Genomic DNA, 11,821 nt, shown 5'->3' with positions numbered 1-11,821 from the left:
AAGCGGCTGTTGAATAAACTCTTCATGGGGAACCATCTCCAGGGAGGATGAGCCGCATGGGAGGGATGAAGATGCGCAACAGCCTGATACTGCCCGACCGTCCCTTGCTGGACAGCAGGGACGTTTCCCGGATCCGCGAGGACTACGAACGTTTCCGCGAGGGACTGCCGGAGCGGATCGAAACTTATTTGCTTGAAACCTATGGCCTGGACGTCTCTGCCCGCTACGGTCTCCGCGCGATTCGGAATCCGTTCGGCAAGGCGTCGGGCCAATTGTCGTTGAACGTCCGGCAGGTTCAGGAGGACTGCCGCGCCCGGCTCGGGTTTGTCGTACTCAAGACGGTCATCGCCGAGGATGCCGACGGAAGAAGGTCCATGGAAGAATGGGCCGTGAAAGAGACCCGGATGGTGGTCGGAAAGATCACCGGCAAGGAAACGGGGGAAACCGGCTGGAATGTCACCTGGCAAGGACGCGGGTGGCACGGCTCGTTCGGGGATTATCTCGCTTTTTTTCGCAAAGCTCTGGACATCGGGAGAGAGCATGGCACGGTGATCGTCCCCTCTTGCAAATACCATTTGCCCGGCGGAGAGGCGGAGGAATTCCGGCTGGAAGAGTACGAATATACGACCCGCCGGCTGCATGGCGTCTGGAGGGAATCCGGGGCGGAGGGGCCGCTGCAAATGGAAAAAGACTTTAGTCCGACGCTGGCCGGTTCGGGACGGGCCCGGCAGCAATGCGCGGTCCTCCGCTGGCTGCGCGAGGTGCCGGTCAAGATCAAATCGTCGCTTCCTCCGGGGGAGATCGTTCTCGGAATCAAGCTGATGAACGCGATGTTTGCCGACGAGTTCCAGATTGGGGCATTGCGAACCTTGATCGAGGGCAGCTTCACCCCGCCGGACTATATCATCTACGCAAACCGGCTGTACGATCAAACCCGTGAATTTGCCGGGAAAATCGGGGCCGCATACGGCGGACCCGACTTAAGCCGGAGAAATCTGCGGATGCTTACCCTGCTTCGCAAGCTGGAGCTTGCGGAGGGGCTCGCCCGCCCGATTCCGCCGCTGTCCGGTACGGGAAACGTCTGTACGGGAAAAATGGCGCTGGAATACGCGCTGCGCGGCGTAAAAAGCTTGCAGATGCACACGATCTTCCAAAAACCGGCCGGCGCTTACGGTATGCGCAAAGGCGCAAAAACAGAGCGTGCGCTGCATGATCTGTATTTTCACCCCGAACACGGGCTAGTCCCTTGGATGCTGCATTTGCGGCACGCGGAGGAGATTCGCAACCCGGAAGGAGTCACCTCCTTTATGGATATTACGGAATGGTACCGGGATCGGGGGAAAAACTGGTTTTTGGAGCAAGAGGGATAATTAAAATATGAGGAAAAGAGAGGGAAAATAGAAGGAAATAGAGCGAAAATAGAGGGAATACATAAACGGGAAAGGGGAAACGGGAATGACGGAGATCACGCACAAGGTTGTCCGGGTGAAAGAACGGCTGCATGGCGGCCTGGTTCCGGCGGTTCCGGTGACCAGATACCGGAATGGCGTCGTTCACGCCGAGGCTCAGCGCAGCTACGCGGCGTATCTGTGCGCCCAAAACATCGCGGGCGTTTCGGTATGGGTTCATACCGGCCGGGGACTGCATCTGTCACGGGATGAAAGGGCGATTGTCATCGATTCGTGGAAAGAGTTCTTGAAGCCGGATCAAATCCTGGTTGCCGGAGCCGGGGCACTACCCGACCCAACGCTCGCCGGGCCCCGCCGAAGGGAGGTTTGGCGGCGGGACAGCCGGCTTATGGCCGAAGAGGCAAGCCGGGCGGGAGCGGACGCGCTGCTGGTGTTCCCGCCGGTCATTTTTGGCGACCTGGGAGAACGGGAACGCAACGACGCGATTGTGGAGTACCATCGCGAGCTGGCGGAGGCGGGCTTGCCCCTGATTCTTTTTTATTTATACGAGGAAGCGGGGGGAGTCAGATATTCGGCCGAGGTGCTCCGGGAACTGCTGGCTTTGCCTCAGGTGGCCGGGATGAAAATGGCTGCGCTCGATAGCGTGATGACGCTGCAGGATGTGGCGTCTCTGATCCGACGCGAGTTCCCCGACAAATTGCTGATTACCGGGGAAGACCGGATGTTCGGTTATTCCCTGATGTGCGGAGCGGCCGGAGCGCTTGTCGGCTTGGGGGCGGCCTTTCCGAATATCCAGAGCGACATGATCACGGCTTACATGGCAAAGGAGTACGCGCGGTTCGTGGAGCTGAGCGCCAGAGTGGACGGGTACGCCCAGGCGGTCTTTACAGCCCCGATGGACAAATATGTGCTGCGGCTGCTGGCTTGCCTCGGATCGGAAGGCATCCTCCCGGAAGAGGCGGTCCACGATATCGCCGGCTTTGAAATGCGAGCGGACGAGATCGAGCGGCTGCGCTCGGCCATTCAACAATACGGAATATATTAAGCGGCTTTCCATTTGTAACAAAGTCATTCATAATATATAGTTGGAAAAACGAACCCAAAACCCAAGGAGGAAATGATCCATGCCCAAAAATTTGCAGGATACTGTAAAGCTTAATAATGGTGTGCATATGCCGTGGTTTGGTTTAGGGGTCTACAAAGCCCAAGAAGGCGATGAAGTCGTTTCGGCGGTCAAAGCGGCGATCCGCGCCGGTTACCGCAGCATCGACACCGCCGCAGCCTACAACAATGAAGAGGGCGTCGGACAAGCGGTAAGAGAAGCGATGGAAGAGAACGGCCTTCGCCGCGATCAATTGTTCATTACATCCAAAGTATGGAATTCGAATCAAGGGTATGAGACGACGCTGCAGGCGTTCGAAACGAGTTTGAACAAACTAAACCTGGAATATATCGACCTTTTCCTCGTTCATTGGCCTGTCAAAGGCAAGTATAAAGAAACCTGGCGCGCCCTCGAAAAGGTATATAAAGAAGGGAAGGTACGCGCCATCGGCGTCAGCAACTTCCAAATCCATCATTTGGAGGACCTGCTGTCGGAGGCCGAAGTGGTGCCCGCCGTCAACCAGGTGGAACTCCACCCGCAGCTGACGCAAAAAGAACTGCTGACCTACTGCCAGGGCAAAGGCATCCAGTTGGAGGCCTGGTCCCCGTTGGGGCAAGGCCATCTGCTTAAGAACGATACGCTGGTCTCCATCGGCAAAAAATACGGCAAAACCGCAGCCCAGGTCATTTTGCGCTGGGATTTGCAAGTCGGCGTCATCACAATTCCAAAGTCGGTCAACGAAGGGCGGATTATCGAAAACGCCGATATTTTCGATTTCGAGCTGAGCGCGGAAGATATCGCGGCCATCGATGGCTTGAATCAAAATAAACGCTTCGGTTCAGACCCGGATAATTTTAATTTTTAAAATTTCTAAGGTTATCGTATGAGATGGTTTTCTTAATTAACGGGAAAATCTCCCGTTATTTTACCGCTATAGGCCCATGGATCGGATTTAGCTGGAAAAACTCCATCTATTTCGCGGCGTTATTGCTAATATACTCAATTTCAGTCGAATTAGCGGGAGGTTCTCCAGCTAATTGGCCTCTACAGTAGCATACGTGCCAAATTTATACGAAAATGAATTTGTTGCTTCACAGCGCGAAATTAAAATTGACTTTAAAGCATCCCTTAAATGATTTTTGCCTTTTTTTAAAAACTAATATTTAAGCAGTCTCGGTTAGTTCGACGTGGTAACCTAGCTTTTGTAGCTTCTTCACAAGGGACTCTGCTACTTTTTTGTCGGAAACTAAATACTCGCGCCCTAATTCTTCATAAGGCACTTTATCACGAAGCATTACATAAATGATTCGTATCATCAAATGGGCGATCGCCATGTTAGCCTTCTGTGTGCCTGCCCTCTTTGCAATTCGGGAGTACACTGCTGTAAACCGGCTATCCTTCTTTTTTATCGCTGCCCATGCCGCTTGGCATAACACGGACTTTATATGCTTGTTTCCGCGGTTGTTCTTTTTTCTTTTTTTTTACCGGCACTCTCATGGTTGGCTGGACAAACGCCTGCCCAAGAGGCTAAGTGAGCTTCACTTGGGAAATGCGCCATATCGGTACCTATTTCCGCTACGATGCTCGCCGCAGCATCGAAGTCAATTCCCGGAATCGTATCGAGCAACTGTATTTCCCTCATGTGAGGCTCTACTGCCGATTCAATCTCAGCCTCGAGTTCCTGAATCTGCTTTTCTAAATAATGTATATGTTCCAAGTGCCGCTTGATCATGTTTCGGTGATGCAAGCGCAGGCGACCATTCAGTGCTTCAACCAGCAACGGGACCTTCATCTTCAGCCGGGTGTGTACCATTTTGCGTACCTCATGTACGTCAAGGACTTCCCCGTTGACGATGGATCCCAGTAAGGCACGTCCAGAAACACCGAACAGGTCCGAGATGAACGTGGTTAGTTTGATATTTGCATCCTGAAGAATTTTGTGGATTCGGTTTTTTTCCTGAGTAAGGTTTTGAATGAGTTTTCGACGGTAGCGAGTAAGATCCCGCAAATCTCGTATGGATTCATCCGGGACGAAGCTACCATCGATGAGCCCACAACGGTGTAATCCCGCAATCCATTCCGCATCGTTTACATCCGTCTTCTTGCCAGGAACGTTTTTGATATGTTGCGAATTTGCCAAGGTTAAAGTACAGGTGCCCTCAAGTATGTTCCACACCGGCTTCCAATAAACTCCTGTGCTTTCCATGGCAACCTCTGTGCATTCGTGCTTTACGAGCCAGTCTTGTAACCGCAAGAGCTCTCGTGTAGTGGTACCGAATGTTTCAATAACAGACTTGGGCTTCTTATGAAGCGGCCCGCTCAGCAGGCAAGCTACTACAGTTTCCTGGTGGACATCCAGTCCAGCACAACATTCGCGTATGGCGTCCATATTATCCCTCCAGTTGCAGTATGGGTGTGAATCATGCAACCTTTTGAGGAGAAAATTTATACACGTGCTCAAGGCAACACTCGGCGATCCTCATGGCTGCAGTTGGTCCGATTAACGGACGGGGTAGATCCCCAATATTTGGCCGACCTATGACTCACACTTTAAATGTAACAGAAAAGTAGGTGAATGACCGTACCATTTTCATTACTGGCGGTGGCCGCTAGGCCATGTTTGATTAACGGGAGAAATTCCCGTTAATTGCGTTAATAGGTGCCGGGCGCGACCGCGTTCAACTTATATAGAGACGGATGGGGAGATAAAAATGAGTCAAACAACAGCAGGCAAGTCCATACCGCGGACGGCAACGGTATTTCCCATTCTGTTTGCCATCAGCATGGTGCATTTGCTGAACGATACGATGCAGTCGGCCATTCCCGCCTTGTTTCCGATTTTGCGGGATTCGCTGACGCTCAGTTACGGACAGATCGGTTGGATTTCGTTCGCTATGAACATCACGGCATCCGTGTTTCAACCGCTGGTCGGACTGTATTCGGACATACGTCCGCGTCCCTACATCTTGCCCCTCGGGGTCTGTTTTACGCTCATCGGGATCGTCATGCTGGCTTTTGCGCCCGCTTACAGTATCATTCTGCTGGCGGTTACATGCATCGGGCTCGGCTCTTCGATCTTTCATCCGGAATCGTCCCGCGTCGCATACCTTGCGGCGGGGGAACGTCGGGGGCTGGCCCAGTCGATTTTTCAGGTCGGCGGGAATATCGGGACCTCGCTCGGACCGCTGATGACGGCGTTGATTTTTATCCCGCTCGGCCAGCATAGTGTCGTCTGGTTCGCTTTAGCGGCGATTGCGGCGATCGTGATCCAGTTTTATGTAGCCCGTTGGTATGCGTCGCTGGACATTCGCCCGCGGCCGCGGAAATCGGCGGTTCACCCCGGGGCGGAAGTAAGATCCGGTTTAAGCAGGGGGAAGATCGGCCTGGCAATCACGATTTTGGTGCTGCTGTTGTTTTCGAAAAATGTCTACTCCATCAGCATCTCCAGCTTTTATGCGTTCTTCATGATCGATCATTACGGCGTCGGCAAGAGCGCGGCGCAATGGTATGTGTTCGCGTTTCTCGCGGCGGCCGCCGTCGGCACGTTTTTCGGCGGACCGATGGCCGACCGGTACGGACGCAAAAATATTATCTGGCTGTCGATTCTCGGCGCGGCCCCATTCTCGCTGCTGCTGCCTTACGCCAACCTGTTCTGGTCCGGCGTGCTCGTCGTGTTGGCCGGCTTCATCATGTCTTCGTCGTTTTCGATTATCGTCGTCTACGCGCAGGAATTGCTCCCCGGCAAAGTGGGGCTGGTCTCCGGGCTGTTTTTCGGCCTTTCCTTCGGGCTTGGCGGACTCGGTTCGGCCTTGCTCGGCCACTTTGCCGACCAATGGGGAATCCGGTTCGTCATGCAGCTTTGCTCGTATTTGCCGCTGCTCGGTCTGTTGACCGTGCTGCTACCGAAGGATGAGGCGCTGAGGGCTTGAGTCAAGTAGAGAGTTAAGCGCGGAGAGTCAAGGAACCAAAGAGTCACACATGCTGTGGCTCTTTTTGCTGTATGATAGCAGCCTAATGATGTAACTGAGCCAGCCGGTTACGCAATTGAGGTTACGGCAGAGCCCCTTGTTCACAGACCGGAGTGTTTTTCTGAAGCGGGGTTAATGACAAAGCCTGGTTAGAGATAGGTCTCGTCTTACCCTGCTATAGTCGCTTGCGGCGAAGATATGATATCTTAGAAAAAGAACCGCGAGCTTAGCGGAATACGGGGAGGTCCTATGCGTTTCATCCGCAGTTTGCTGCAATTCGCCTGGCTTCAGGCGCTGTCGTGCATTTTTCCGGTCATTATTTTCGGGACTCTCGGTTTAACCAAAATCGTGGAAATTCCCGGCGTGCCCCGTTATGACTTGATTCTGGTCGTGTGCCTGCTGGCTCAAGTCGGTATGGTCGCCTTTAAATTGGAGACGATCGATGAGCTGAAGGTCATCTGCGTGTTTCACTTGATCGGATTGGCTCTCGAACTCTACAAAGTTCATATGGGTTCGTGGTCTTATCCCGGGGAAGGCTGGAGCAAAGTGTTCGGCGTTCCGCTTTACAGCGGGTTCATGTACGCCAGTGTGGCCAGTTACATTTGCCAGGCTTGGCGGAGGCTTGACCTGCGGATGACCGACTGGCCCGCGGCTTATTATGTCGTTCCGCTTTGCGCGGCCATTTATTTCAATTTTTTCACGCATCATTATATCGGGGACTACCGCTGGGGGTTGACGGCGATTTTGATTATCGTCTTTTTCAAGACCCGGGTTCATTTCACCCTGCTCGGGAGAACGTATTGGCTGCCGTTGACCCTGTCCTTTTTGCTGATCGCTTTCTTTATCTGGGTTGCCGAAAATATATCGACCTTCCTGGGGGCTTGGAGCTATCCCGACCAAGAGCAAATCTGGCGGGTGGTGCATCTCGGCAAAATCAGTTCCTGGTTTCTGCTGGTGGTGATCAGCATCATTATCGTCGCACAGTTAAAGCGGGTTAAAGCGGGAATCGGGGCAGGCCCCCAAAACGCGAACCCCGATCCGAATATCGATAATCCGAAAACCATAGATAGAGGGGCTAAATGATGAATAAATCCAAGGGGTATTTTTACTATGCGCTATGGACGTTGGGGGCGCTTGTACTGCTCTATTACGGAAATCGCTTCGTGGGGATGATGGAGCAAAATCCGGACAAATTTCTTAAAATCAGCTACAAACAACTGGGCAATATGCTTTATGGGTTGGTGCTCGGCGCCTACGTAAGCTTGCTGGGCGGATTGCCGAACCGCCGGGCGTTTACGCGTCCGTTGTTTTTTTTCGTATTTCTCCCGGCGCTCCTTCTGCTGCTTTACCCGGTGGCGGACCTGTATCTAAATATGCCCTATTCCTCGTTATATAAAAGTATAGCGGCTCATGAAGGACAGTTTTACATTGCGATGCTGTGCGGGCTCAGCCTGATGAAAAGTCTGTTCGACAGCCGCTGATAAAAGATGTATACAGGAGGTCGAAACGTATGGGCAAAGTGTTGGTGCTTGGCGGAACGCGATATTTCGGCAAAAGATTGGTTGATCTGCTCCTGCAGGATGGCGTTCACGAGGTTACAGTGGCGACCCGGGGAACAACGAAGGCGGCGTTTGACCACCCCGTGATCCGGAGAACCGTGGACCGGACGGATGAAGGCTCGCTTCGCAGCGTGGCCGCGGCCGGACCTTGGGATGTGGTGTTCGATAATATCTGCTATTCGCCCGGTGAAGCCGAAGCGGCGATTCGGGCATTTGACGGGCATGTGGGGCGATACATCCTGACGTCTACCTTGTCGGTTTACGGGTTTGGGGCGTCCCCGCTGGTTGAGGAGGACTTTGATCCTTATACCTATGAACGGAAGAGCGGGGATCGGGATGACTTTGATTACGGGGAAGGAAAGAGGCAGGCGGAAGCGGCCTTTTTTCAACTGGCGGAATTTCCGGTGGCCGCCATGCGGATTCCGATCGTTCTGGGGCCGGATGACTACACCCGGCGGCTCCATTTTCATATCGAACGGGTAATGAAGGGGACGCCGATTGGCATGCCCAATCCGGAGGCGGCGATGTCGTTTATTTCCTCGGCCGAGACGGCCTCCTTTTTGCGATGGCTCGGCGGCTCGGAACTGCGTGGACCGATCAATGCGAGCTCGGAAGGGACGATTACTTTGCGCAGCTTAATGGAGCTGATCGAGCGGGAAACCGGCAAGCCGGCGCTGCTCCAAGCGGTAACGGATCCGGGCGACGCCTCGCCGTTTGGGGTCGGCGCCTCCTGGTATATGGATATTTCCAAAGCCCGGGCGGCGGGTTACCGCTTTAGTTCCCTGCAGGAATGGCTGCCGGACCTGATTCGGAATATAGCCCAAGGTCGGGGTTGAACTGGAAGGGGGGCTTTGCGTGGCAAAGCACCCTTTTTTAGTTCAGCGGGCATTTTGACAGAAAATCAAGAACCGCTTGATTAAATTCATTCGATGCCTCAATAAATGGGAGGTGACCACAGTCTTCCAGGATTATTTTTGAGGATGATTTAATATTTTTATGTAAAGTTTCCGCAGACTTCTTGTTGAATGAATGATCCTGATCCGAAATGATGATGAGAGTCGGTATGTTTATTTCATGCAATCGATGAAAAGCATAAGGCTTAACTGCAACTGAAAGACTGGGGGAGAACCTGCAGAAGTTGTTGGGATTACTGACATTGTTGATCAATTTTGTTCGGGCTTCTTTTTTTCTTGCGGAAGGAAAGAAGTATTGCCAGTAAGGATTAGCTATGAATGAATCAATGGCCTTCTTCCGTCCTTTCAAACGAAGGTTGATAAAATTCTTAGTTCCTTGCCACATCATCATTTTTGGATATGGAATGCCGTTTATGGAAGGCGCCACCAAAATCAGGTTTTTGACTAAATGAGGATAAGTCAGAGTAAAGTCTGTAGCAATGCCGCCCCCCATGGAAGAGCCAACCAATGTAACGTTACGGAGCTTCAGAAAATCAATCAGTGTCTTTAAATCTTCTATATTGGAGAAGGAGGTATTTGGCGTACTGGAAAGACCATATCCTCTTAAATCATACCGGACTAATTTGTAATGTGCGGCAAAAGAGTCAGCTTGTTCATTCCAGATGTGATGATCATTAAAATTTCCATGGATCAGAACAACGGGATCACCTTCTCCGGAAACCTGGTAAAAAAGGTGTCCACCATCCATGTTTAAAGTGTCTTCTGCCATAACATGAACCTCCTCCTACAACCACGAGTTCATAATAGATCGGCTTTATGAAGGTTGTCTTCGATAATGGATCGCAATACTTCGGAGACAGAATAATCTCCTCTGTGACAGTACCGGTCTATTTCTTTCCAGCATTCCTGCGGTAAAGTCAATGAAATTTTTCTAGTTACGCCTATGGGCTTGCGGCCCGCTCCTTTCCGGTTACCTCCCCTATTGCTAGCGGAACGATCCGTATTTTCCGTATTCACCAACTTCGTCATTTCATCACCCTATTTCATGATTTCATAATCACAATTCATAGTCAATTTGTGTTACTTTAATCAAACCTCATTTCTTCGAATCCATCACTTCTATATAGGTCCGCCGGAGTCTACACCATTAACGGGAAAATATCCTGTTAATGTACCGATCTTGGCTCTTCCATCGGATTTAGCTGGAAATATTCCAGCTATTTATCGGCCCTATTGCCGATATACACCATTTCAGGCGAATTAGCGGGAGGTTTTCCAGCTAATTCGCCTCTGCAGCCGATTACGCACCAAATTAACGGGAAGAATTCCCTTTAATTCGAACCAAACCCTTAGTTGCAGGTCAAGAGTGTGATAAGAACTCTTTATACCGCTGTCTAATATGCAAATCAACAGTTCAACCTGTATGGTTATAAAAACACGTTCGTGACCGGCGCCCACCTGGTGGTGGACGGCGGCATGACGCACAAGATGATCTATGAGGAGTAAAGGGATCAAAGGGAAGTCAGCAGGCCTAGCAGCAGGCCGCCCGCGGCGCCGGCCACGACGGCGGTCCAGGGCGGCAGCTTCCACCAGGCCAGCATGGCGAACAGCAGCAAAGCCAGGCTGAAATCGCCGGCATTCCGGACCGAGGTCGTCCAGATCGGATCATACAGCGCGGCGAGAAGTAGGCCTACCACGGCGGCGTTAACGCCGTGCAGGGCGCTTTGGGCCCGCGCATGCCGGGACAGGCGGCTCCAGAACGGGAGTGCGCCGAGGATCAGCAGAAACGCGGGCAGGAAAATCGCCAGGGTGGCGAGCATCGCACCCGGGATGCCGCCCCACACGGCGCCGAGATACGAGGCGAACGTGAACAAGGGGCCGGGCATGGCCTGCACCATGCCGTACCCGGCCAGGAAATCGTCCCCGCCGATTACACCGGCGGGGACGATTTCGCTTTCCAGCAGCGGCAGGACGACATGACCGCCGCCGAACACGAGCGAGCCCGCGCGGTAGAAGCTGTCGACCAGCCGCAGCGATTCCCCGCCCGCGCCGGCTCCCGCTCCCGCCAGCCGCGTGAAGAGCGGCAGCAGCAGGAGCAGGGCGAAGAACAGCGCCAGGCTGAACAGGGCGGCTCCGCATTGCAGCGGCGGTTGAGGCGCGGGCGCATCGGCGCCGCCGCTTGGGCCGGCGGCCTCGGTCCCGCCGCCGCGGAACAGCCACAGCCCGGCCAGCCCCGCCGCGGCGATCGCGGCCACCTGGCCGAAGGCCCCCGGCCAGAGCAGCGCCAGCGCGCAGGCCAGCACGGCGATCGCGGCGCGGCTCGGGCCTGCCGCGAGTTTGCGGCCCATGCTCCACACGGCATGGGCCACGACCGCCACGGCGGTCAGCTTCAGGCCGTGCAGCCAGGCGGAGCCGCTCACGTCCATCCCCCGCAGCGCCAGGGCGAACAGGGCCATCGCCGCCGCGGACGGCAGGGTGAAGCCGAGCCAGGCGGCGACAGCTCCGGCCAGCCCGCCGCGCTGCAGGCCGATGCCGATGCCGACCTGGCTGCTCGCCGGTCCCGGCAAAAACTGGGCCAGCGCGACCAGCTCGGCGTAGCTTTGTTCGCTTATCCATTTGCGTTTGTTCACGTATTCTTCGTGAAAGTAGCCCAAATGCGCGATCGGCCCCCCGAAGGAGGTCAGCCCCAATTTGGCGGAGACCGCCAAGATTTCACCGAAGCGGCGGATTCTCCGCGGTAACGGGATACGGGTTGAAGTGTGTTTGTTCATGAGACACTCCCTTAAGGTCAAGATTCGAGTTATTATAGCATTGGACTGTAAACGCAGATCCACGTTATAGTAATATTAATATCATTAATATAATTTGA

Annotated in this window: 10 protein-coding genes and 1 pseudogene; 7 read left to right on the top strand and 4 right to left on the bottom strand. The window is 53.6% G+C overall.

Annotated features, from left to right (window positions below; translation table 11 throughout):
• Positions 1 to 56 precede the first annotated feature (56 nt).
• The 3 genes from FRY98_RS00500 to FRY98_RS00490 all read left to right on the top strand — a co-directional run bounded on the left by FRY98_RS00500 (position 57) and on the right by FRY98_RS00490 (position 3,376).
• Entirely contained in the window at positions 57 to 1,370 is a 1,314-nt protein-coding gene (locus FRY98_RS00500; RefSeq protein WP_148449685.1) for a hypothetical protein, read from the top strand.
• Between the two features lie 85 nt (positions 1,371 to 1,455).
• Positions 1,456 to 2,454: a dihydrodipicolinate synthase family protein gene (locus tag FRY98_RS00495; RefSeq protein ID WP_148449684.1), complete on the top strand. Its 999-nt coding sequence runs from the start codon at positions 1,456 to 1,458 to the stop codon at positions 2,452 to 2,454.
• A gap of 79 nt (positions 2,455 to 2,533) precedes the next feature.
• The gene (locus tag FRY98_RS00490; protein WP_148449682.1) at positions 2,534 to 3,376 is read left to right on the top strand and encodes an aldo/keto reductase; all 843 of its coding nucleotides are present in this window, start codon (positions 2,534 to 2,536) and stop codon (positions 3,374 to 3,376) included.
• Between the two features lie 298 nt (positions 3,377 to 3,674).
• Here FRY98_RS00490 and FRY98_RS28740 read toward each other — a convergent pair whose 3' ends face one another.
• Together FRY98_RS28740 and FRY98_RS00485 are read right to left on the bottom strand one after the other, a co-directional pair.
• On the bottom strand, positions 3,675 to 3,845 hold the full coding sequence (locus FRY98_RS28740; protein WP_249043370.1) for a hypothetical protein: 171 nt from the start codon (positions 3,843 to 3,845) through the stop codon (positions 3,675 to 3,677).
• Between the two features lie 99 nt (positions 3,846 to 3,944).
• Positions 3,945 to 4,900 (bottom strand): annotated as a pseudogene (locus FRY98_RS00485) (IS110 family RNA-guided transposase); the annotation flags it as partial.
• A 322-nt stretch (positions 4,901 to 5,222) separates the two neighbouring features.
• Between FRY98_RS00485 and FRY98_RS00480 the strand changes: the two are divergent.
• From FRY98_RS00480 to FRY98_RS00465, 4 genes are all read left to right on the top strand, one after another.
• Positions 5,223 to 6,440: an MFS transporter gene (locus tag FRY98_RS00480; RefSeq protein ID WP_148449680.1), complete on the top strand. Its 1,218-nt coding sequence runs from the start codon at positions 5,223 to 5,225 to the stop codon at positions 6,438 to 6,440.
• A 288-nt stretch (positions 6,441 to 6,728) separates the two neighbouring features.
• Positions 6,729 to 7,562, top strand: a complete 834-nt coding sequence (locus tag FRY98_RS00475) for a DUF817 domain-containing protein (RefSeq protein ID WP_148449678.1) — start codon at positions 6,729 to 6,731, stop codon at positions 7,560 to 7,562.
• Positions 7,562 to 7,960: a hypothetical protein gene (locus tag FRY98_RS00470; RefSeq protein ID WP_148449676.1), complete on the top strand. Its 399-nt coding sequence runs from the start codon at positions 7,562 to 7,564 to the stop codon at positions 7,958 to 7,960. Before FRY98_RS00475 ends, FRY98_RS00470 begins: the two co-directional genes overlap by 1 nt.
• Before the next feature lie 29 nt (positions 7,961 to 7,989).
• Positions 7,990 to 8,874 (top strand): NAD-dependent epimerase/dehydratase family protein, encoded by an 885-nt coding sequence (locus FRY98_RS00465; RefSeq protein ID WP_148449675.1) that lies wholly within the window; start codon positions 7,990 to 7,992, stop codon positions 8,872 to 8,874.
• Between the two features lie 37 nt (positions 8,875 to 8,911).
• Here the strand turns inward: FRY98_RS00465 and FRY98_RS00460 are convergent, their stop codons facing one another.
• Both FRY98_RS00460 and chrA read right to left on the bottom strand, forming a co-directional pair.
• Positions 8,912 to 9,721 (bottom strand): alpha/beta fold hydrolase, encoded by an 810-nt coding sequence (locus FRY98_RS00460; protein ID WP_148449673.1) that lies wholly within the window; start codon positions 9,719 to 9,721, stop codon positions 8,912 to 8,914.
• 742 nt (positions 9,722 to 10,463) lie between these two features.
• A complete protein-coding gene (chrA, locus tag FRY98_RS00450; protein ID WP_148449669.1) occupies positions 10,464 to 11,723 on the bottom strand; it encodes a chromate efflux transporter in 1,260 nt (419 codons plus the stop codon).
• Positions 11,724 to 11,821: the final 98 nt, after the last annotated feature.

The sequence above is a fragment of the Paenibacillus faecis genome, from assembly GCF_008084145.1.
Taxonomy (GTDB): domain Bacteria; phylum Bacillota; class Bacilli; order Paenibacillales; family Paenibacillaceae; genus Fontibacillus; species Fontibacillus faecis.
The sequence above is the reverse complement of the archived record's forward strand: the minus strand, read 5'-3'. Positions and strand labels throughout refer to the sequence as shown.